Below are 21,194 nucleotides of genomic sequence, written 5' to 3'. Positions count from 1 at the left end.
AAACCACAACAATAAACAACACAAGTATGTCGTAATTCGGCCGTCCGTACCAGTAAGGTGAGCCTACCCACGCGGCGGGGCCGGCGGCCGGGCGCCGGGCCATGCATTCCCCCATACTACGTAACGTAGAATAGTGGGCGTGACATTGTCTCCCTCCCCCTCCCCGGACGCCGCCCTGGTCATTTCCGGGCTCGTCAAGGATGTTGGTCCCGTACCGGCGCTTGACGGCCGGATGAAGCGGATTGTCTCCAACATCAACCTCACGGCACATTTTGGCCAGGTCACCGCGCTGCTGGGCGCCAACGGTGCCGGCAAGACCACCACCATCGAGTGCGCGCAGGGATTGCAACGACGCAACGGCGGCACCGTTTCCCTCCTGGGGCAGGACCCTGAAACGGCCGACGCCGAACTCCGCTCACGCGTGGGTGTCATGTTGCAGGATGGGGGGCTTCCGCCGGCGGCCCGCCCCGTGGCCCTGCTGCGACACGTTGCCGGGCTCTACAGGAACCCGCTGAGCGTCGACGCCCTGGTTGACCGGCTTGGCATCGCTGAATTTTCCAGCACCAACATCCGCCGGCTGTCCGGGGGGCAAAAGCAGCGCGTGGCCCTGGCCGCCAGCCTCCTGGGAAACCCTGAAGTCCTTTTCCTGGACGAGCCCAGCGCAGGCCTGGACCCGCAGTCGCGCATCATGGTCTTCGAGCTGATCCGTGAACTGCGCGACGCCGGCAAGGCCATCGTCCTGACCACCCACCTCCTGGATGACGCCCAGCGCCTGGCCGACTACGTGTACATCGTCAACCACGGGGAGTCGGTCACCGAGGGCACGGTGCCGGACTTGCTGAACGCCTCCACGGCCGCCCAGACGCAGCGCACCATGACCTTCGACGCCCCGCCCGGGCTGGACACGACGGCGCTGCACCGCCCCGGCCTGGCCTGTGAGGAAACCCGCCCGGGCAGCTACCGGATCCTCGGTTCCCTCGAACCCGGGGACCTGGGGCGCTTTGGGCAATGGTGCGCGTCCTTGTCCCTCATGCCGACGTCGGTCCACCTTGCCTCCCAGTCGCTCGAGGACGTGTTCCTGGCCATCGCGGCATCCCTCGAACCCGCCCCGAAAATGCCAGTCCCAGCCCCGCACCAGGCGGCGCAAGTCCGTGCAGCCGAAACGGAGACCCCATGAGCAGCCTCTTCACCGACGTTCCGCCCGCCGGCGCGGCATCCCTGGCCACGCGTGTCCTCAACCAGGGCAGGTATGAGGCCGCGACCATGCTGCGCAACGGCGAACAGCTGGTACTCATGATCGTCATGCCGCTGCTGGGGCTGATCGCGCTGGCCGTGATGCCCATCCTTGACGGCATGGGCCACTCCCGGGTTGACACGGCAACCCCGGGAATCCTGGCCCTGTGTGCACTGTCGACGGCGTTCACCGGCCAGGGCATTGCCACGGGCTTCGACCGCCGGTACGGGGTCCTGCGCTTCCTGTCCACCACTCCCCTGGGCAAGGGCGGCCTCATCGCGGGCAAGGTGATTGCCGTGCTGGTGGCGCTGGCCATCCAGGTGGCCATTATTTCCACCGTCGCCGCGTTCATGGGCTGGCGCCCTTCCCCGGGCGGGGTGCTGCTGGGGATCCCGCTGCTGGTCCTGGGCGCCGCCGCCTTTACGGCCCTGGGCCTGCTCATTGCCGGCACCGTCCGCCCCGAAGCGACGCTGGCCATCACCAACCTGGGCTGGATCCTGCTGGCCGCCATGGGCGGCATTGTGCTGCCGGCCACCAAATTCTCCGACACCATGGCCGGGATTGTCGACTGGCTGCCCTCGGGCGCGCTGGGCACGCTGATGCGGGCGTCGCTGATCGACGGCCGGCTGGACATCTTTGCCTTGGTCATCCTGCTTGCCTGGACCGCTGCCGGCTCGGTGGCGGCCATCAAATGGTTCAAATGGAACTGAAAGACGTGAATGAAGTGAGTCAAAAAACCACCCTGAAATCCATGGCGGACAAGCTGCCCACCTCGGTCACGCCGGCCATCCGCCGCCTGTCCGTGGGCCTGCTGATCGGCCAGGGAGTCCTCATTGTCTCCGGCGGCGTGGTCCGCCTGACGGGCTCAGGCCTGGGGTGCCCCACCTGGCCCCAATGCACGCCCGGCTCCCTCACCAACACCCCCGCCATGGGCATTCACGGCGTCATCGAGTTCACCAACCGGACACTGACGTTTGCCCTGGCCGCCGTTGCACTGGCCCTCCTGGTGATGCTCTGGAACCTCCGGAAGGAGCGCAAGGACCTCTTTTGGCTCACGTTCTCCCTCCTGGCCAGCATTCCCGCCCAGGCGGTGATTGGCGGCATCACCGTGCTGACCGGGCTGAACCCGTACGTGGTCAGCCTGCATTTCCTGGTCTCTGCCGCCCTGGTGGTCTTTAGCATGCTACTGGTCAACAGGGCCCACGGGCGTACCGGCGCCACGGCGCCAGCCACGGCCGTGCGGCCCCGCCAGACCATTCGCCAGCTGAGCGCCGTGGCGGCCGTGTGCACCTACCTGGCCGTGGTGCTGGGAACCCTGGTCACGGGTTCCGGCCCGCACTCCGGCGACTCCACCTCACCGCGCATGGGCCTTGACGGCTACCTGGTCACGCGCATCCACGTGCTGCCGGTGTACCTGCTGGTGGCAGTTTCCGTGATTCTGCTGGTCCTGCTGTGGCGCACGCCCGGTCTCCTGCGCAGCGCTGCGGTGCTCCTCATTGTCTCCGTTGTCTACCAGGGGGCCATTGGCTACTGGCAGTACTTCACCGGCGTCCCCTCACTCCTGGTGGGACTGCACATGGTGGGCTCCTCACTGCTCCTGGCAACCGGCACCAACATTGTCGACCTCGCTCTTCGCCGCGGCAGGGACCAGCTCCGCGCTTCCTGACACCAGGCCAACAGGAACGAAGCCGGCGGCGCACCTTCACAGGGAAGGTGCGCCGCCGGCGTCGTTCCTTTGTATGGGTGGTCAGCGCATCAGTGCCTGGCCCACAAACGGGTCCACCGCCAGGGAAAGGAACACCAGTGTCAGGTAGGAAATGGACGCGTGGAACACCTTCATGGCGTTCTTCTTGGTGACAAGGTCCTTCTTGGCATTGCTGTAAAGCTTGTGGGCCTCGAACAGGAACCAGCCGCCGGCGCCAATGGCCACCACGGTGTAGACAATGCCCGCGCCGCCCAGGGGAATCATGAGCAGCGAGCACGCCACCATGGCCCAGGTGTACAGGACCACCTGCACGGCCACGGTCCGCGAGCCGGCCACGGCGCCGAGCATGGGGACGTTGACGGCGTTGTAGTCGTCGCCGTAGCGCATGGACAGGGGCCAGTAGTGAGGCGGGGTCCACAGGAAGATGATCATGAACAGGATCACTGCCGGCCACTGGACCGAATTGGTCACGGCGGACCAGGCGATGAGCACCGGCATGCATCCTGCAGCCCCGCCCCAGACGATGTTTTGCGTGGTGCGGCGCTTGAGGATCAGCGAGTAGACCACCACGTACAGGAAGATGGCCCCGACGCCGAGCAGCCCGGTCAGCGGGTTAATGCTCCACAGCAGGGCAACGGCCAGGACTGTGAGCACCCACGAAAAGACGAGTGCCTCGCGCGGGGTGATGACGCCGGTCACCAGGGGGCGCTTCGACGTCCGGTGCATGATCTTGTCAATGTCGCGGTCAATGTAGCAGTTGAAGGCACCGGACGCGCCGGCTGCCAGGGCGCCGCCGACCATGGTGGCCACCATGAGCCACAGGCTGGGGACGCCTCCCCTGCCGGAATAGCCCTGCGCGAAGAACATGGTGGGCAGGGTGGTCACCAGCAGCAGCTCCACCACCCTGGGCTTGGTCAGGGCCAGGTATCCCTTGGCCTTGGCAGAAAAACCCACACGCATTGGTGCCTCGGGGGATGTTCCGGCGATCGGGATATGCGTTGCACTCACGTGTAATGTCACCATGTTCTAATCGTTGGTTCACAGCAGCGGCCCGGCCGCGGAGCACACCACCACGGGTGGCGGCAGCCGGGCGGCAAAACCTCTAAATATCATAGCTGGCCGCGGGTGAAAAGACATGAACGTGAATAAGTCAAGCAATTGTGGCAAGTTGCGGCAAATCTGATCACTTGCCCGCCACCCCGTCCCTTTATGAATCCCACGCCCGGGCGGCGGTTAGCCACCACCGGCACCAGTGGCACTAAGCTGAAGCGAGATCATAAGTTTCAACGCGAAGCAGCGCAGGGCAGCGGAGCCACGGACTTGTCCCTGGCCCGGCCGTGCGCGTGCCGTGCACGTGCTTCGTGCCTGCACTCAACGAGAGGGACCTATAAGTGTCACATCTGGATTCGGCATCATTTTCCTGGACCGCTGACGACGTGCGCGCCGTGGACACGGTACGTGTCCTGGCCGCAGACGCCGTCGAAAAGGTGGGCAACGGCCACCCCGGAACCGCGATGTCGCTGGCACCGGCCGCCTACCTGCTGTTCCAAAAGGTCATGCGCATTGATCCGGCGAACCCCGACTGGATTGGCCGCGACCGCTTCATCCTCTCCCCCGGCCACTCGTCCCTGACGCTTTACATCCAGCTGTTCCTCTCCGGCTACGGCCTGGAGCTCACGGACCTGGAGGCGTTGCGCACCTGGGGCTCGCTGACCCCCGGCCACCCCGAGTACAAGCACACCAGGGGCGTGGAAATCACCACCGGACCGCTGGGCCAGGGCCTGGCCTCCGCCGTCGGCTTCGCCTACTCACAGCGGCGCATGCGCGGGCTCATGGACCCCGATGCCGCCCCCGGCACCAGCCCCTTTGACCACACCGTGTGGGTCATTGCCTCCGACGGCGACCTCCAGGAAGGCGTGACCAGCGAGGCATCCTCGCTGGCAGGCCACCAGGAACTTGGCAACATGGTGGTCATCTACGATTCCAACCACATCTCCATTGAAGACGACACCAACATCGCCTACTCCGAGGACGTCCTCAAGCGCTACGAGGCCTACGGCTGGCACGTGCAGCGCGTCGACTGGACCAAGACCGGTGAGTACGTTGAGGACGTGGCCGAACTCCACGCCGCCCTGGAGACGGCGAAGGCTGAAACCGGCAAGCCCTCCATCATCCTGCTGCGCACCATCATCGGCTACCCGTCGCCGAAGAAGCAGAACACGGGCGCCATCCACGGCTCGGCACTGGGTGCGGCCGAAGTGGCCGCGCTGAAAGCCGAACTGGGCTTTGACCCGGAGAAGAGCTTCGACGTGGATCCGGCCATCCTGGCCCACGCCCGCCAGGTGGAGGCCCGCGGCGCCGCGGCCCACGAGGAATGGAACGTCGGCTTCGAGGCCTGGAAGGCGGCCAACCCCGAAAACGCCGCCCTGCTGGAACGCATTGAAAAGAAGGAGCTGCCAGCAGGGTGGGAGGCAAACCTTCCCTCGTTTGAGGCCGGCAAGGACGTCTCCACCCGTGTGGCATCCGGCAAGGTCCTCAACGGCATCGGCGGGGTGCTCCCCGAGCTGTGGGGCGGCTCCTGCGACCTGGCCGGTTCCAACAACACCACCATTGAAGGGGTGGGCTCGTTTGTCCCCAAGGACAAGCAGACCGACACCTGGTCCGGCGGCCCCTACGGCCGCGTGCTGCACTTCGGCATCCGCGAGCACGCCGCCGCCTCCATCGTCAACGGCATCCACCTGGGCGGCCCCACCCGTGCGTTCTCCGGCACGTTCCTGATCTTCAGCGACTACCAGCGCCCCGCCATCCGTCTCTCCGCCCTGATGGGCGTCCCGTCCATTTACGTGTGGACTCACGACTCCATCGGCCTGGGCGAGGACGGCCCCACCCACCAGCCCGTGGAACAGCTCGCCACCCTGCGCGCCATTCCCGGCCTGGACGTGGTCCGCCCCGGCGACGCCAATGAAGTCGCCGCGGCCTGGGCCAAGATCCTGGAAACCACCGACCACCCGGCCGGGATTGTGCTGACCCGCCAAAACATCCCCACCTACGCCCGCGGCGCCGGCGAGGCCACGGCCACCGAGTTCGGCTCGACGGCGGGAGTCGCCAAGGGCGGGTATGTCCTGGCCGAGGCCGTCCGCGACGGCGCCGCCGTCACCCCCGACGTGATCCTGATCGCCACGGGCTCCGAAGTGCAGCTGGCCGTTGACGCGCGGGAGGCCCTAGGTGCCAGCGGTGTCGCAGCCCGCGTGGTGTCCATGCCCTGCGTTGAGTGGTTCCACGCACAATCACCCGAGTACCGTGAGGCCGTGCTGCCCGCGGCCGTCAAGGCCCGCGTCTCCGTCGAGGCCGGGCTGGCCCTGGGCTGGCGGGAATTTGTGGGCGACGCCGGCCGCTCCATCTCCCTGGAGCACTTTGGCGCCTCGGCCGACTACAAGCGCCTGTTCCAGGAGTTTGGCATCACCACCGAAACCGTGACGGCCGCCGCCACGGAATCCATCGCTGCAGCCTCCGCCTGACAGCCCCGCACCCTTCACCTTCAGTTCACTTTTAGGAAGAAGCAAAGACATGACTACACCCACCGCAGACCTTTCCGCCGCCGGCGTGTCCATTTGGCTGGATGACCTGTCCCGCACCCGCCTGGTGACAGGCAGCCTGAAGCAGCTCATCGCCGAGAAGAACGTGGTTGGCGTGACCACCAACCCCAGCATCTTCGAGGCCGCCATCACCAAGAGCGACGCCTATAAGGCTGAGCTCAAGGCATTCTCCGCCCAGGGCGTCCAGTCCGAGGAGGCCGTCTTTGAAATGACGACGGCGGATGTAGCCGACGGCTGCGACGTCTTCGCCGCCGTGGCGGAGGCCACCAAGGGCGTTGACGGGCGCGTGTCCATCGAGGTGGACCCCCGCAAGGCGTGGGACACCGAGGGGACCATCGCTGAGGCCAAGCGCCTGTACGCCAAGGTCAACAAGAAGAACGTCTACATCAAGATTCCCGCCACGGTGGAGGGCCTGGAAGCCATCACGGCCACCCTTGCCGAGGGCATCAGCGTCAACGTCACGCTGATCTTCTCACTGGAGCGCTACCGCGCCGTGGTCAACGCCTTCCTGTCCGGGCTGGAAAAAGCCAAGGCCAACGGCCACAACCTGGCGGACATCCACTCCGTGGCGTCCTTCTTCGTCTCCCGCGTGGACACCGAGATCGACAAGCGCCTGGTGGCCATCGGCACCGAGCAGGCCCTGGGTCTGAAGGGCAAGGCCGGCCTGGCCAACGCCCGCCTGGCCTACCAGATCTTCGAGGAGGTCTTCTCCTCGGAGCGCTGGGCGCTGCTGGCCGACGCCGGCGCCCTCCCCCAGCGCCCCCTCTGGGCCTCCACGGGAGTCAAGGACCCGGCCTACCCGGACACCCTGTACGTCACGGGCCTGGTGGCCAAGGACGTGGTGAACACCATGCCGGAAAAGACCCTTGACGCGACCTTCGACCACGGCGTGGTCACGGGCGACACCGTCACCGGCAGCTACGAGGAATCCAACGCCCTCCTGAACGAGCTTGAGGGCCTGGGCATCTCCTACAACGACGTGGTCGGCCTGCTGGAAACCGAAGGCCTGGAGAAGTTCGTGGCCAGCTGGAAGGACCTGCTCAACCACGTCCAGGACGCCCTCGACGCCGCCGGAAAGGAAGCATAACCATGACCAGCCTTGCATTTTCCGCCTCAGGGGCCGCAGAGGCCGCCGGCGCAACCCGCCTGCCGGCGCTGGTCGCCGACCAGGTCGCCTCGAAGATCTTCGCCAAGGACGCCACCCTGTGGGGCCCCGACGCGGAATCCGAGTCCGCCATCCGCCTGGGCTGGGTCGAAACACCCCAGGTGTCCGCCCCCCTCGTGGCCGACATTGTGGCATTGCGCAGCGCCTTCGAGGCCGAATGCATCAGCCACATCGTGCTGTGCGGCATGGGCGGCTCGTCCCTGGCGCCGGAAGTCATCACGGCCACGGCCGGCGTGGAGCTGACCGTGCTGGACAGCACGGAGCCTGGCCAGGTCCGTGCCGCCGTGGCGGACCGCCTGGCCCGGACGGCCATTGTGGTCTCCTCCAAGTCCGGCTCCACCCTGGAGACCGATTCCCAGCGGCGCATCTTCGAGCAGGAGTTCACGGCTGCCGGAATCGACGCCAAGTCGAGAATCGTCATTGTCACCGATCCCGGCTCGCCCCTGGACAAGTCGGCGCGCGAGGCCGGCTACCGAAAGGTGTTCAACGCGGACCCGAACGTGGGCGGGCGCTATTCCGGACTGACGGCATTCGGGCTGGTGCCCTCCGGCCTGGCCGGCGTGGACGTCCAGGCCCTCCTGGACTCTGCCGAGGAAGCCGCCGAGATGCTGCGTGACGACGACACCGACAACATCGGCCTGCGCCTTGGTGCAGCCCTCGGCGGCACCTCGCCGCTGCGGGACAAGATCGTGATCGTCGATGAGGGCTCCGGCATTGTGGGCTTCGCCGACTGGGCCGAACAGCTCATCGCCGAATCCACGGGCAAGCTCGGCACCGGCGTGCTGCCGGTGGTGGCCGACCCCGGCTCCCCCGAAGTCACGGGAGGTGCCGCGGACGTGTTGGTGGTGCGGCTGGTGGCCGGGGACGCCGACGTCGAACTTCGGGCGAATGAAGTCAGCATTGCCGGGGACCTGGGCGCACAGATGATGGTGTGGGAATTTGCCGTGGCCGTTGCGGGCCGCCTCCTGGGCATCAACCCCTTTGACCAGCCGGACGTGGAGGCCGCCAAGGTGGCCGCCCGCGGGCTGTTGGACGCCACACCGGCCCCGACACCGGCCCTCTTCACCGACGGCGCCATTGAGGTCCGCACGGCAAACGACGACGCCGGCTGGCTGGCCGGGGCGTCGACCGCCGGGGAAGCGCTGGACGCACTTTTGGGGACGTTGCCTGCCAACGGCTACCTGAGCGTGCAGGCCTACCTCGACCGGCTGGCCAACGCCCCTCTGGCCGGCGTGCGCGACGAGCTGGCAGCCGCCACCGGCCGTCCCGTCACCTTCGGCTGGGGCCCGCGCTTCCTGCACTCGACCGGGCAGTTCCACAAGGGCGGACCCGCCATTGGCGTGTTCCTCCAGGTGACTGGCGCCGCCGCCGAGGATTTGGCAATTCCGGACCGTCCGTTTACGTTTGGGGAGCTGATTTCCGCCCAGGCTGCGGGCGACGCCCAGGTGCTGGCCGACCATGGCCGGCCCGTGCTGCGGCTGCATCTGACGGACGTCGCAACGGGCGTTGAACAACTCAAGACTGTGGTGGCCGCGCTTGCCGGCCGCCGCACCGACGCATAGGGCAAACACTTTCCACATGCCAACGAATGCAGCAACACACCATGCAAACCCGCTCCGGGACAGCCGCGACCGCCGGCTGTCCCGCGTGGCGGGTCCGTCGTCGCTGGTGCTCTTTGGAGTCACCGGCGACCTGGCCCGCAAGAAGCTCATGCCGGCCGTGTACGACCTTGCCAACCGGGGGCTGCTGCCGCCCAGTTTCGCGCTGGTGGGCTTTGCCCGGCGCAGCTGGAGCGATGCGGAGTTCGCCGCAGAGGTCAGGGCGTCCGTCCAGGCACACTGCCGCACCCCGTTTGATGAAACCGTCTGGTCGCAGCTGAGCCTGGGCATCCGCTTTGTCCCGGGCGAATTTGATGACGACGCGGCCTTTGAGCGGCTCAAGGACACCCTCGCGGACCTTGACGAACAGCGCGGCACGCAGGGCAACCACGCGTTCTACCTGTCCATCCCGCCGAAGGCGTTTGAACTGGTCTGCCGCCAGCTGTCCAGCCACGGCCTGGCCCAGACGGCCGGCGACTTCTGGCGCCGGGTGGTCATTGAAAAGCCGTTCGGCCACGACCTGGAATCCGCCAGGGCCCTCAATGACATTGTGGAGTCAGTCTTTCCGGCGGATTCCGTCTTCCGCATTGACCACTACCTGGGCAAGGAAACGGTCCAGAACATCCTGGCGCTGCGCTTTGCCAACCAATTTTTTGAGCCCCTGTGGAACGCCAACTACGTGGACCACGTGCAGATCACGATGGCCGAGGACATTGGCACGGGCGGACGCGCGGGCTACTACGACGGCGTGGGCGCGGCCCGCGACGTGATCCAAAACCACCTGCTGCAGCTGCTGGCCCTGACGGCCATGGAGGAGCCCATCTCCTTCAACGCCGAGGACCTGCGGGCCGAGAAGGAAAAGGTGCTGGCCGCCGTCAAGCTGCCGGCCGACCTGTCCACCCATTCGGCCCGCGGCCAGTTTGCCGGCGGCTGGCAGGGCGGCGAGGAGGTGCTGGGCTACCTGGACGAGGAAGGCATCCCCGCCGATTCCACCACCGAAACCTTTGCCGCCATCCGCCTGGACATCAACACCCGCCGGTGGTCCGGCGTGCCGTTCTACCTGCGCACGGGCAAGCGGCTGGGCCGCCGGGTGACCGAGATCGCCGTCGTGTTCAAGCGGGCACCCAACCTGCTGTTCACCGACCACGCCGCCGACGACTTCGGGCAAAACGCCGTGGTCATCCGCGTCCAGCCTGATGAGGGCGTCACCATCCGCTTCGGATCCAAGGTGCCCGGCACGCAGATGGAGGTCCGCGACGTCACCATGGACTTTGGCTACGGCCATGCCTTCACGGAGTCCAGCCCAGAAGCCTACGAGCGCCTCATCCTGGACGTGCTGCTCGGCGAGCCGCCCCTGTTCCCCCGCCACCAGGAAGTGGAGCTGTCCTGGAAGATCCTGGACCCGTTCGAGGAATTCTGGGCGGCCGAAGGCGTGCAGCCGGAAAGCTACGAGCCAGGCAGCTGGGGGCCGTCGTCGGCCGATGACCTGTTAAAGCGAGACGGAAGGACGTGGCGCCGGCCATGATAGTTGACCTGCCAGACACCACCACCTCCAACATCACCAAGCAGATCGTCAAGATGCGCGAACAGGGCGGCGTTGTCACCCTGGGCCGCGTGCTGACCCTGGTGGTCATCACCCAAAACGGCCTCGAAGAGGACGCCATCACGGCAGCCAACCTGGCCAGCCGCGAACACCCGTGCCGCATCATCGTGCTCGCCGCGGGCTCCCCCGACGAGCCCACCCGCCTGGACGGGGAGATCCGGGTGGGCGGCGACGCCGGAGCCTCGGAAGTCATCGTGCTGCGCGGCTACGGCGAACTTGCCCCGGAAAGTGAATCGCTCGTCTCGGCACTGCTGCTCCCCGATGCGCCCATCGTGGCCTGGTGGCCCAATGGGGCGCCGGAGTCCGCCAGCGAAAGCCCCGTGGGACGCATTGCCCACCGCCGCATCACGGATTCGGCCAACCAGGCGGACCCCCGCGAGGCGTTGAGGCACATCGCCGAAACCTACCGGGCCGGGGACACCGACCTGGCCTGGACCCGCCTGACCAACTGGCGCATCCAGCTGGCCGCCGTCCTCGACCAGGAGGATTCGGCCGGCCCTGTCACGGCCCTGCACGTGGAAGGGGCCAGCGACTCCCCCAGCACCCTGCTGCTGGCCGCGTGGCTGCACCGCGCCCTGGGCGTTCCCATCACGGTTGCGGAAGACCCCAGGGGCACCGGGATCCGCCGCGTCATCATGAAGCGGGCCACAGGGAATGTCGAGCTCCACCGCCCCGGCACCCTCGAGGCCATCCTGACCCAGCCAGGCCAGCCGCAACAGCAAATCTCCCTGCCCCGCCGCTCCCTCCAGGACTGCCTGGCCGAAGAGCTAAGGCGCCTGGATCCCGACGAGGTCTTTGGCGAAGTGGTTACGCTGGGGGTAAAGAAACTGCTTGCCGAAGAAAAGGTTGTGACGGCATGAGCCGCAACGTTCGCATCACCCTGCACCCGTCCTTTGACGTGCTGGCCGCCACCACGGCAGCGCGGCTCATCACCCGCCTCCTGGACGTCCAGGGCGAACGAGGCGAGGCCACTGTGGTGCTGACCGGCGGCAGCGTGGGCATTGCCACCCTCAAGGCCGTGGCCGAGTCGCCTGCCCGGCTGGCCGTCGACTGGGCCAAGGTCAACTTCTGGTTCGGCGACGACAGGTTTGTGCCGGCGGACTCCCCCGACCGCAACGCCCGCCAGGCCCGGGAGGTGCTCCTGGACCACATCGGCACCGACCCCGCCCGGGTGCACACGATGGCCGCGTCGGACGAGGTGGACGGCCTGGATGCCGCCGCCGCCGACTACACGGCCCAGCTGGAAGCGGCTGCCCGGCTGGAATGGGAGAACGACGACGACGCCACCTCGGAGCAGGCGCCCACCGTGCCCCGCTTCGACGTGCTGCTGCTGGGCCTGGGCCCGGACGCACACATCGCCTCCCTCTTCCCGGAAATGGCCGGTATCCGATCGCACGGCGTGCCCGTGGTGGGCGTCAGCAACTCCCCCAAGCCGCCGCCGTCGCGCGTGTCATTGACGCTGGAAGCCATCAACACCGCCCAGGAGATCTGGATCGTGGCTGCCGGTGCCGACAAGGCCGCCGCCGTGGGCCTGGGCCTGGCAGGGGCCAACCCCGTGCAGGTTCCGGCGTCCGGCGCCCGGGGCGTCACGAAGACCCTCTGGCTGCTGGACCAGGATGCCTCGGCCAAGGTGCCCGGGCAGCTCATGCGCCGGGACAGGTGACGAGCTCCCGGCGGGCTTGAACAGCACAGCAAAAGGTCCCGTCCGGAATATTCCGGACGGGACCTTTTTTGGCTTATGCGGCTGCTAGGCGCCGTAGGACATCATCAGGCCGAGGCCGATGATGACCACTCCCCAGACGATGCCAAGGACCACGGTGAAGCGGTTGAGGTTCCGTTCGGCCACGCCGGAGGAACCGAGGTTCGAGCTCATGCCGCCACCAAACATGTCTGACAACCCGCCGCCACGGCCCTTGTGGAGCAGGATCAGGAGGGTCAGCAGCAAGCTGGTGATACCCAGCAGGATCTGCAGGGCAATTTGTAGTGCTTCCACTGGTAGCCTTTCAGCGCGGTTGAGGTGGTCTAATCCTAGTTGGTGACGAGGTGGCTTTCAAAACGGGCAATGTTGGCGAATTCACCCGCGTCGAGGCTGGCACCGCCCACCAGGACACCGTCCACGTCACGCCCGGCCATGATCGCGGCCACGTTGGAAGCCTTGACCGAGCCGCCGTACAGCAGGCGCGTCTTGGCGGCCGTCTCGGCGTCGAACAGGACAGCCAGTTCGGCACGGATGGCGGCGCACATCTCCTGGGCGTCGCCGGGCCCTGCAACCTCGCCCGTTCCGATGGCCCAGATGGGTTCGTAGGCAACCACCAACTGGGCTGCCTGTTCGGCGGTGAGACCGGCAACGTCGGCGCGCAGCTGCGCCAGGGTGTGCTCCACGTGTGTGCCGGCCTGGCGGATTTCCAGGCCCTCGCCGGCGCACAGCACGGGGGTGAGTTCATGGCGGAAGGCAGCCTTGACCTTGGCATTGAGCACCTCGTCACTCTCCTGGTGGATGGCGCGGCGCTCGCTGTGGCCCACCAGCACGTAGGTGCAGCCCAGCTTGTTCAGGAACGCGCCGGAAATGTCGCCGGTGTAGGCGCCGGCGTCCTGGTCGGAAAGGTCCTGGGCCCCGTAGCTCAGCTTGAGCTTGTCGCCCTGGACGAGTGTCTGGACGCCGCGGATGTCGGTGAACGGCGGGAACACTGACACTTCAACCCGGGCAAAGTCATGGCGGGCATCGGACAGCGTCCAGGCCAGCTTTTGCAGGAGGGTGATGCCTTGAACATGGTCCATGTTCATCTTCCAGTTGCCGGCAATCAGCGGCGTGCGGTCAAATTTCCCGTTGGTCGAAGTCGTCATCGCTCTCTCGTTCCTTGACAGTGCTCTAAATAGAAATCATGGGGTGCGCCGGGGCGCAACGGGGCGGCGGCAGGAATCCTGCCGCCGCCCCGGTCAATCAGCGCTCCAGTGCCGCCAGTCCGGGCAGCTCCTTGCCCTCCAGGAATTCCAGGCTGGCGCCGCCGCCCGTGGAGATGTGGCCAAACGCGTCATCGGCAAAGCCAAGGGTGCGAACAGCGGCGGCGGAGTCGCCGCCGCCCACCACGGTGAATCCGCCGCGGGCGGAGCTGTCCGCCAGGGCAGCCGCAACGGCCCTGGTGCCTTCGGCAAAGGCCGGGAATTCAAACACGCCCATGGGGCCGTTCCAAAACACCGTCTTCGCCGTTGACATGGCGTCCGCAAAGGCAGCCGCGGAGACCGGGCCAATGTCCAGGCCCAGGCCGCCGGCGCCGAAGCTGGAGGATTCAATGGCGTCCGCCGGCACGGTTTCATGGGCGGCGTCGGCAGAGAAGCCGGCAGCAACCACAATGTCGGTGGGCAGCACAAACGTGGTCCCTGCCGCCTCGGCCCGCTTGAGGTAGTCCTGCACCACGGGGATTTGCTCGGTCTCCAGCAGGGAGGCACCCACCGCGTGGCCCTGGGCGGCCAGGAAGGTGAACAGCATGCCGCCGCCCACCAGGATGGTGTCCGCCTTGCCCAGCAGGTTGTCAATGACAGCCAGCTTGTCGGAGACCTTCGAGCCCCCCAGCACCACCACATAGGGGCGCACCGTGTCCGTGGTGAGCTTCGTCAGGACCTCCAGCTCCCGCGCCACCAGGTCACCCTGGTAGGACGGCAGCACCTTGGCGATGTCGTAGACACTCGCGTGCTTGCGGTGCACGGCACCAAAGGCGTCGTCCACGTACGCGCCCGTCCCCCCCGTGAGGGAAGCGAGCTCGGCCGCGAAAGCTGCACGGTCGGCATCGTCCTTGGATGTTTCGCGCGCATCGAAGCGCACGTTTTCCAGGACCAGCACGGAGCCGTCGGCCAGGGCTGCGGCGGCGGCCTGGGCGGCCGGTCCGGTGGTGTCCGCGGCCAATGTTGCGTTGAGCTCCGGTGCCAGTTCCGCCAGGCGTGCCACGGCCGGTGCCAGTGAATACTTGGCCTCGTGGGTGCCCTTGGGCCGGCCCAGGTGGGCGCAGACCAGGACCTTGGCGCCGGCGGCGGCCAGGGCCCGGATCACGGGCAGGGAGGCCTTGATGCGGCCGTCGTCACTCACTGAAGCGCCGTCGAGCGGCACGTTCAAATCACTACGGATGAGAACGTGCCGCCCGCGGACACCTTCATCGATGAGTTCGCTGAGGGTGTGAAGTGCCATGCGTGCTTTGCCTTACCTTGCCTTAGAGCTTGGATGCAACGAGTTCGGTCAGGTCGACCAGGCGGTTGGAGTAGCCCCACTCGTTGTCGTACCAGGAGACCACCTTGACCTGGTTGCCGATGACCTTGGTCAGGCCGGAGTCAAAGATGGACGACGCCGGGTCCCCGACAATGTCGGAGGAGACGATCGGGTCTTCCGTGTACGTGAGGTAGCCGGCGAGGCTGCCTTCGGCCGCGGCGGCCTTGTAGGCGGCGTTGACTTCCTCGACGGTGACCTCGCGGCTGACCGTGGCGGTCAGGTCCGTGGCGGAGCCTGTGGGCACGGGTACGCGGATGGCGTAGCCGTCCAGCTTTCCCTTGAGCTCCGGCAGGACCAGGCCGATGGCCTTGGCGGCTCCGGTGGAGGTGGGGATCATGTTGACGGCTGCGGCGCGGGCGCGGCGCAGGTCCTTGTGGGGGCCGTCCTGGAGGTTCTGGTCTGCCGTGTAGGCGTGGACGGTGGTCATGAGGCCGCGTTCCAGGCCAAAGCTGTCGTTGAGCACCTTGGCCAGGGGGCCGAGGCAGTTGGTGGTGCAGGAGGCGTTGGAAATGATGTGGTGAGCTGCCGGGTCGTACAGCCCGTCGTTGACGCCCAGGACGATGGTGATGTCCTCGTCGGAGGCGGGGGCGGAAATGAGGACCTTCTTGGCGCCGGCGTCAATGTGCTTCTGGGCGTCGGAGGCCTTGGTGAAGAAGCCCGTGGATTCGATGACGATGTCAACGCCGAGCTCGCCCCACGGCAGGTTGGCAGGATCGCGTTCGGCCAGGACGGTGATGGTCTTTCCGTCCACCACCAGGTGGCCGTCCACAACATCCACTGCGACGGGCAGGCGGCCGTTGACGGAGTCGTACTTGAGGAGGTGTGCCAGCGCTTCGGGGCTGGTGAGGTCGTTCACGGCAACAATCTCAAGGTCGGCGGCCTGTGCCAGCGCGGCGCGGAAGTAGTTGCGGCCAATGCGGCCGAACCCGTTGATTCCAATGCGAGTAGTCACTTAGTTCTCTCCTTTGTGCCCATGCGGACACGCGTAGTCCGGTTGAGGTGTTACCTGCAACCCTTTGCTTTCCCGCACGACGTTGGGCAGAGATTCTTCGCGGCGGGCTGCACAAGCAGCCGCCGTGACCTATATTACGTTCCATGGGGCCCGCCCCGGAAATTTGACGGGGCGGGCGTCCATATTTTGGTCACATTTTTGTGTGGACCGGGTGGAACCTTACGGCAGGATCAGGGCCGTGGCACCCTTGCGGGCGGCCTCGAAGCGCTTGGCGACGTCTGCCCAGTTCACGATGTTCCAGAAGGCCTTGACGTAGTCTGCCTTGACGTTGACGTAGTCGAGGTAGAAGGCGTGCTCCCACATGTCGAGCATGAGCAGCGGGGTCGTGGCCACGGGAACGTTGCCCTGCTGGTCGAAGAGCTGTTCGATGACGATGTTGCCGCCCAGGCCTTCAAAGGAGAGCAGTGCCCAGCCGGAGCCCTGAATGCCAAGGGCGGCCGCGGTGAAGTGTGCGCGGAAGTTGTCGAAGGAGCCGAAGGCGTCATCGATGGCTGCGGCCAACTCGCCCTCGGGCTTGTCCCCGCCTTCGGGGGAAAGGTTGTTCCAGAAAATGGAGTGGTTGGTGTGCCCGCCAAGGTTGAAGGCCAGGTCCTTGGAGTACTTGGCAACATTGGCGAAGTTGTTGGTGTCACGGGCTTCGGCCAGCTGGTCCAGCGCGGTGTTGGCGCCGGCAACGTATGCCGCGTGGTGCTTGCTGTGGTGCAGCTCCATGATTCGGGCGGAAATGTTGGGCTCCAGCGCAGCATAGTCATAGCTGAGTTCTGGAAGTGTGTACTTAGTCACGGTTCCTCCGTTGCAATTTCTTCTGGTTGGTCCGCGGGATCAGTGCCCCGCAAACTGCATAACCGAATGAGTGTCCGGTTATGTTCCTACTCTTTCATATTAGGCACGAATCAGGACTCGAGCATGTCGAACGTGACGCTGGACTCAGTGCCCGGGACGCCGATGTCGGCAGCTTTTTTGTCCGCCATGGCCAGCAGGCGCCGGATGCGCCCGGCGATCGCGTCCTTGGTCAGGGGCGGGTCGGCCAGCCGGCCCAGCTCGTCGAGGCTGGCCTGCTTGTGGGCCACGCGCAGCTCGCCGGCGTACTTGAGGTGTTCGGGGACGTCGTCCCCCAGGATCTCCAGGGCCCTGTCCACGCGGGCGCCGGCGGCAACGGCGGCCTGCGCCGAGCGGCGCAGGTTGGCGTCGTCAAAATTGGCCAGCCGATTGGCTGTGGCACGCACTTCCTTGCGCATGCGCCGTTCCTCCCACACCAGGAGTGTTTCGTGCGCCCCCATCCGGACCAGGAGGGCGGCAATGGTGTCGCCGTCGCGGATCACCACGCGGTCCACGCCGCGCACCTCGCGGGCCTTGGCCGCAATGTCGATGCGCCGGGCCGCCCCAACCAGGGCCAGGGCCGCTTCCGGGCCCGGGCACGTCACCTCGAGTGCGGAGGAGCGGCCGGGCTCCGTCAGGGAGCCGTGGGCCAGGAAGGCGCCGCGCCACACCGCCTCGGCGTCGGATGCGGAACCATTGACCACCACGGACGGCAGTCCGCGCACGGGGCGCCCCCGGCCGTCCAGGAGCCCGGTTTGGCGGGCCAGGGCCTCACCGTCGCGGACCACGCGCACCACATAGCGGTTGCCGCGCCGCAGGCCCCCGCCGGTGACCACAATGATTTCGCTCTGGTGGCCGTACATTTCGGCTATCGCCACGCGCAGCCGCCGGGCAGTGGCCGCCGAGTCCACCTCGGCTTCAATGACGATGCGTCCCGAGATGATGTGCAGCCCGCCGGCAAAGCGCAGCAGTGCCGAGACCTCCGCTTTCCGCACCGAGGACTTTTTGATGTCCAGCCTGGACAGTTCCTCTTTGACCGCCGTTGTCAGCGCCATAGTGTGACCCTTCGCCTTGAAATTCTAGTTGTCCCCGAAAATGTCCCGATATGCCGCCGCCAGCCGCAACGGGTCGTGGACGGGCTTTCCTGCGGAGTTCCCCACCTTACCGAACACCACCTCCGCCCCTATCATTGCGGCGGCCTCGGTAAAGCCGTCGACGTCGGCCACGGACACCGGATCGGCCAGCACCACGTCCACGCCAAATTCCGGCGCGTACCGGGAAATGACCTTCAGGTGGTCCGCCGCATCCATGCCGGCGGCCTCCTGGTCGTCCACGTCAAGGTTCATGGTCAGCAGCCGTTTGGCCGTGGTGGTGCACAGGGCCGTCCGCAGTTCCGGCAGCAGCAGGTGCGGCAGCACGGAGGTGTACCAGGACCCCGGGCCCAGCACCACCCAGTCCGCTGCATGGATGGCAGCCACGGCCTCCGCGCAGGCAGGGGCGTCCTGCGGCACCAGGCGCACATTGGACACCTCGCCGGCCTTGGCCAGCCGCGCCTGCCCGCTGATGACATGGCCGTTGGGGTGCAGGCTGTCCGCCGTGGATTTGACCTCCCCCTCAATGGTCAGCGGCACGCTGGCCATGGGCAGGACCTCGCCCCGGGCGCCCAGGAGCGCCCCGGCCCAGCGGAGCCCCGCGACGGTGTCTCCCAGCAATTCCCAGAGCGTGACGATCAGCAGGTTGCCCAGCGCGTGGTTGTCCAGCGAGCCGGCCACGCCTTCCCGGGACGTGAAGCGGTGCTGCATGACGTCCCGCCAGGTCCTGCCCCAGTCGGTGTCGTCGCACAGCGCCGCCAGCGCCATGCGCAGGTCCCCCGGCGGGAGCACGCCCAGCTCGTCGCGGAGGCGGCCGGAGGAGCCGCCGTCGTCCGCGACAGTGACCACGGCAGTTAGGTTGCTGGTCAGCAGGCGCAGGGCCGAGAGGGATGCGGAGAGGCCGTGCCCGCCGCCCAGTGCCGTGACGCGAACGCCCGATTCAAAGGCCGGCAGCCTTCCCGCGGCCGGAATGATCGGCAGGATGCCCGTGTACATGCCTACTCCCGGCCCAGGTCGCGGTGGCGGATGCTGGTGGTGACGCGCGGCAGCTGGCTCAGGCGCTTGGCCAGTTCAATGGCCACGGCCACGGAGCGGTGCTTGCCGCCAGTGCAGCCTACGGCAATGGTGGCGTAGTGCTTGTTTTCGCGGCGGTACCCGGCAAGAACCGGCTCCAGGGCATGCACATAGCGGTCCACAAAGTCCGCGGCGCCGTTGTCCTTGAGCACAAAATCGCTGACGGCCTTGTCCTGGCCCGTCAGGGGGCGCAGCTGCGGGATCCAGTGCGGGTTGGGGATGAACCGCACATCCGCCACGTAGTTGGCGTCCACGGGCAGGCCGTACTTGAAGCCAAAGCTCATGACGGTCAGGCTGAGGATCACCGGGCCTGTTTCGGAGAACAGTTCGGTCACGGCGGAGGCCAGTTCATGGACGTTCATGACGGAGGTGTCAAGCACCATTTCGGCCTGGGACTTCATTTCGGCAAGCTGCAGCCGTTCCTGGGCAATGCCGTCCAGGATGCGCCCGTCGAGCTGCAGGGGGTGCGGGCGGCGGCCCTGTTCGAAGCGGCGCACCAGGGTTTCGTCGCTGGCGTCCAGGAACAGCACGCGGTAGCTGACGCCGGCCGCCGACAGGGCGTTGAGGGACTCGCGGATGTCGGCGAACAGTGCCTTGCCGCGGACATCGACCACCACGGCCAGCTTGGGCAGGGCCGCGGGCATGCGCGAAACCAGCTCGGCCAGGGTGCCGAGCATTTGCGGGGGCAGGTTTTCAATGACGTACCAGCCGTGGTCCTCCAGCGCATTGGCCGCGGTGCTGCGGCCGGCGCCCGACATGCCTGTCACCACCAGCAGCTCCGACTCCACCGGCTTCAGGGCCGTCAGGGCGCCGTCGTCGGTTCCGGGCTTCTCTTCGTGCTCCGTCATTGCACTTCCTAAGTCCGTGGGGTGAAGATTTGCGTGGCTGCCACGGCCGCGGGGGTAACTGCTTTCCGCCGTGGCCACCCTGCCAGCCTAGTCAAGGATCTCTCCCGTTGCCATGTTGACAGCGGGGGCTGCGGCGCCCGTTGTGCCGGCCAGGGTGTCGTGGACCGCCTTGGCCAGCACAGGTCCCACGCCCTTGGCTTCCTGAAGCTCGGCCACGGTGGCCGCCCGGACCTTTTTCAGCGAACCAAAGTGTGCCAGGAGTGCCTTTTGCTTGGCGGCGCCGAGGCCTGGCACAGTGTCCAGCACGGAGGCCGTCATGGCCTTGCCGCGCTTGGCCCGGTGGAAGGTGATGGCGAAGCGGTGGGCCTCGTCGCGGATGCGCTGCAGCAGGTACAGGCCCTGCGAGGCACGGGGCAGAATGACGGGAAAGTCGCTGTCCGGCACCCAGACCTCCTCCAGCCGCTTGGCCAGGCCGACGACGGCCACATCGGTGATGCCCAACTCCGCCAGCGCCGCCTGGGCGGCGTTGACCTGCGGGATGCCGCCGTCCACCACCACCAGGTTGGGCGGGTAGGCGAACTTTGACGTGGCGGCATCCCCCGCCTGCGCACCGTTGCCATATTCGTCAAGGACGACGGCGGAAATGTCGCCGCCGGCCCCTGCCGACTTGTTTCTGGCCTCCTGGTCCGCAAGGTAGTGCCGGAACCTGCGCGTGATGACGTCGTGCATGGAGGCCGTGTCGTCAATGGCGGCGTCGCCGGTGATGGCGAACTTGCGGTATTCGCTCTTCTTCGCCAGGCCGTCCTCGACCACCACCATGGACGCCACCACGTTGGTGCCCTGCACGTGGGAGATGTCGTAGCATTCAATGCGCAGCAGCGGCATGGGCAGTTCGAGCGCCTCCTGGAGTTCCTGCAGGGCCACGGAGCGGGTGGTCAGGTCGCCTGCCCGGCGGGACTTGTGCAGCAGCATGGACTGGTGGGCGTTGTGCGCCACGGTTTCCATGAGTGCTGCCTTTTCGCCGCGTTGTGGGACCTTGATGCTGACCTTGCCGCCGCGCAGCCCCGCCAGCCATTCCGCGAGTTCGCCGTGGTTGGCCGGGAGTTCCGGGACCAGGACCTGGCGGGGAATGGCGTCCTGCTGTTGCTCCTCGCCGCCATAGACCTGTTGCATGAGGTGTTCCCACAGGTC

At 66.8% G+C, this 21,194-nt stretch carries 19 protein-coding genes; 9 read left to right on the top strand and 10 right to left on the bottom strand.

Annotated elements, in window-relative coordinates; translation table 11 throughout:
* Positions 1-232 precede the first annotated feature (232 nt).
* From LPN03_RS15585 to LPN03_RS15575, 3 genes are read left to right on the top strand one after another with little or no spacing between them, the layout of a single operon-like run.
* Complete coding sequence (locus tag LPN03_RS15585; protein ID WP_262454933.1) at positions 233-1,177, top strand: ABC transporter ATP-binding protein; 945 nt, start codon at positions 233-235, stop codon at positions 1,175-1,177.
* Positions 1,174-1,944, top strand: a complete 771-nt coding sequence (locus tag LPN03_RS15580) for an ABC transporter permease (RefSeq protein ID WP_262454927.1) — start codon at positions 1,174-1,176, stop codon at positions 1,942-1,944. The genes LPN03_RS15585 and LPN03_RS15580 overlap by 4 nt, the downstream gene beginning before the upstream one ends.
* 41 nt (positions 1,945-1,985) lie before the next feature.
* Positions 1,986-2,900 (top strand): COX15/CtaA family protein, encoded by a 915-nt coding sequence (locus LPN03_RS15575; protein WP_262454932.1) that lies wholly within the window; start codon positions 1,986-1,988, stop codon positions 2,898-2,900.
* An 81-nt stretch (positions 2,901-2,981) separates the two neighbouring features.
* Here LPN03_RS15575 and LPN03_RS15570 read toward each other — a convergent pair whose 3' ends face one another.
* On the bottom strand, positions 2,982-3,959 hold the full coding sequence (locus LPN03_RS15570; RefSeq protein ID WP_410468607.1) for a heme o synthase: 978 nt from the start codon (positions 3,957-3,959) through the stop codon (positions 2,982-2,984).
* Positions 3,960-4,330: 371 nt separating this feature from the next.
* On the opposite strand from LPN03_RS15570, the gene tkt reads away from it, so the two are divergent.
* From tkt to pgl, 6 genes are read left to right on the top strand one after another with little or no spacing between them, the layout of a single operon-like run.
* Positions 4,331-6,457, top strand: a complete 2,127-nt coding sequence (gene tkt / locus LPN03_RS15565) for a transketolase (protein WP_262454926.1) — start codon at positions 4,331-4,333, stop codon at positions 6,455-6,457.
* A 49-nt stretch (positions 6,458-6,506) separates the two neighbouring features.
* Positions 6,507-7,622: a transaldolase gene (gene tal, locus LPN03_RS15560; protein WP_262454925.1), complete on the top strand. Its 1,116-nt coding sequence runs from the start codon at positions 6,507-6,509 to the stop codon at positions 7,620-7,622.
* Positions 7,623-7,624: 2 nt separating this feature from the next.
* Positions 7,625-9,262 (top strand): glucose-6-phosphate isomerase, encoded by a 1,638-nt coding sequence (locus LPN03_RS15555; protein WP_262454924.1) that lies wholly within the window; start codon positions 7,625-7,627, stop codon positions 9,260-9,262.
* 16 nt (positions 9,263-9,278) lie between these two features.
* A complete protein-coding gene (gene zwf / locus LPN03_RS15550) occupies positions 9,279-10,823 on the top strand; it encodes a glucose-6-phosphate dehydrogenase (protein ID WP_262454923.1) in 1,545 nt (514 codons plus the stop codon).
* The gene (locus tag LPN03_RS15545) at positions 10,820-11,761 is read left to right on the top strand and encodes a glucose-6-phosphate dehydrogenase assembly protein OpcA (RefSeq protein ID WP_262454922.1); all 942 of its coding nucleotides are present in this window, start codon (positions 10,820-10,822) and stop codon (positions 11,759-11,761) included. The genes zwf and LPN03_RS15545 overlap by 4 nt, the downstream gene beginning before the upstream one ends.
* Positions 11,758-12,564: a 6-phosphogluconolactonase gene (gene pgl / locus LPN03_RS15540; RefSeq protein ID WP_165180692.1), complete on the top strand. Its 807-nt coding sequence runs from the start codon at positions 11,758-11,760 to the stop codon at positions 12,562-12,564. Before LPN03_RS15545 ends, pgl begins: the two co-directional genes overlap by 4 nt.
* An 84-nt stretch (positions 12,565-12,648) precedes the next feature.
* On the opposite strand, the gene secG is transcribed toward pgl, so the two are convergent.
* The 9 genes from secG to uvrC form a co-directional block, all read right to left on the bottom strand.
* Complete coding sequence (gene secG / locus LPN03_RS15535; protein ID WP_165180691.1) at positions 12,649-12,894, bottom strand: preprotein translocase subunit SecG; 246 nt, start codon at positions 12,892-12,894, stop codon at positions 12,649-12,651.
* Between the two features lie 35 nt (positions 12,895-12,929).
* Positions 12,930-13,745 (bottom strand): triose-phosphate isomerase, encoded by an 816-nt coding sequence (gene tpiA / locus LPN03_RS15530; protein ID WP_262454921.1) that lies wholly within the window; start codon positions 13,743-13,745, stop codon positions 12,930-12,932.
* Positions 13,746-13,842: 97 nt separating this feature from the next.
* A complete protein-coding gene (locus tag LPN03_RS15525; protein ID WP_262454920.1) occupies positions 13,843-15,081 on the bottom strand; it encodes a phosphoglycerate kinase in 1,239 nt (412 codons plus the stop codon).
* Positions 15,082-15,103: 22 nt separating this feature from the next.
* On the bottom strand, positions 15,104-16,111 hold the full coding sequence (gene gap, locus LPN03_RS15520; RefSeq protein ID WP_165180688.1) for a type I glyceraldehyde-3-phosphate dehydrogenase: 1,008 nt from the start codon (positions 16,109-16,111) through the stop codon (positions 15,104-15,106).
* 219 nt (positions 16,112-16,330) lie between these two features.
* Complete coding sequence (locus LPN03_RS15515; RefSeq protein WP_165180687.1) at positions 16,331-16,954, bottom strand: superoxide dismutase; 624 nt, start codon at positions 16,952-16,954, stop codon at positions 16,331-16,333.
* Between the two features lie 110 nt (positions 16,955-17,064).
* Positions 17,065-18,045 carry a DNA-binding protein WhiA gene (gene whiA / locus LPN03_RS15510; RefSeq protein WP_165180686.1) on the bottom strand — a complete coding sequence of 327 codons (981 nt, stop codon included), beginning with the start codon at positions 18,043-18,045 and terminating at the stop codon, positions 17,065-17,067.
* Between the two features lie 24 nt (positions 18,046-18,069).
* Positions 18,070-19,077: a uridine diphosphate-N-acetylglucosamine-binding protein YvcK gene (locus LPN03_RS15505; protein ID WP_165180685.1), complete on the bottom strand. Its 1,008-nt coding sequence runs from the start codon at positions 19,075-19,077 to the stop codon at positions 18,070-18,072.
* A gap of 2 nt (positions 19,078-19,079) precedes the next feature.
* A complete protein-coding gene (rapZ, locus tag LPN03_RS15500) occupies positions 19,080-20,003 on the bottom strand; it encodes an RNase adapter RapZ (protein WP_165180684.1) in 924 nt (307 codons plus the stop codon).
* Between the two features lie 87 nt (positions 20,004-20,090).
* A partial coding sequence (gene uvrC / locus LPN03_RS15495; protein ID WP_262454918.1) for an excinuclease ABC subunit UvrC occupies positions 20,091-21,194 on the bottom strand: 1,104 nt, incomplete at its 5' end.

Source organism: Arthrobacter sp. A2-55 (genome assembly GCF_025548615.1).
GTDB classification, from domain to species: Bacteria; Actinomycetota; Actinomycetes; order Actinomycetales; family Micrococcaceae; genus Specibacter; species Specibacter silviterrae.
This window is presented reverse-complemented; position numbering and strand designations above follow the sequence as displayed.

What these genes read in the sequence shown, in the direction of transcription:
- LPN03_RS15545 (WP_262454922.1), top strand. Translation starts at nt 10,820, where the DNA reads ATGATAGTTGACCTGCCAGACACCACCACCTCCAACATCACCAAGCAG.
- tal (WP_262454925.1), top strand. Translation starts at nt 6,507, where the DNA reads ATGACTACACCCACCGCAGACCTTTCCGCCGCCGGCGTGTCCATTTGG.
- LPN03_RS15580 (WP_262454927.1), top strand. Translation starts at nt 1,174, where the DNA reads ATGAGCAGCCTCTTCACCGACGTTCCGCCCGCCGGCGCGGCATCCCTG.
- LPN03_RS15555 (WP_262454924.1), top strand. Translation starts at nt 7,625, where the DNA reads ATGACCAGCCTTGCATTTTCCGCCTCAGGGGCCGCAGAGGCCGCCGGC.
- LPN03_RS15525 (WP_262454920.1), bottom strand. Translation starts at nt 15,081, where the DNA reads ATGGCACTTCACACCCTCAGCGAACTCATCGATGAAGGTGTCCGCGGG.
- LPN03_RS15505 (WP_165180685.1), bottom strand. Translation starts at nt 19,077, where the DNA reads ATGTACACGGGCATCCTGCCGATCATTCCGGCCGCGGGAAGGCTGCCG.
- rapZ (WP_165180684.1), bottom strand. Translation starts at nt 20,003, where the DNA reads ATGACGGAGCACGAAGAGAAGCCCGGAACCGACGACGGCGCCCTGACG.
- whiA (WP_165180686.1), bottom strand. Translation starts at nt 18,045, where the DNA reads ATGGCGCTGACAACGGCGGTCAAAGAGGAACTGTCCAGGCTGGACATC.
- zwf (WP_262454923.1), top strand. Translation starts at nt 9,279, where the DNA reads ATGCCAACGAATGCAGCAACACACCATGCAAACCCGCTCCGGGACAGC.
- LPN03_RS15585 (WP_262454933.1), top strand. Translation starts at nt 233, where the DNA reads ATGAAGCGGATTGTCTCCAACATCAACCTCACGGCACATTTTGGCCAG.
- tpiA (WP_262454921.1), bottom strand. Translation starts at nt 13,745, where the DNA reads ATGACGACTTCGACCAACGGGAAATTTGACCGCACGCCGCTGATTGCC.
- LPN03_RS15575 (WP_262454932.1), top strand. Translation starts at nt 1,986, where the DNA reads ATGGCGGACAAGCTGCCCACCTCGGTCACGCCGGCCATCCGCCGCCTG.
- pgl (WP_165180692.1), top strand. Translation starts at nt 11,758, where the DNA reads ATGAGCCGCAACGTTCGCATCACCCTGCACCCGTCCTTTGACGTGCTG.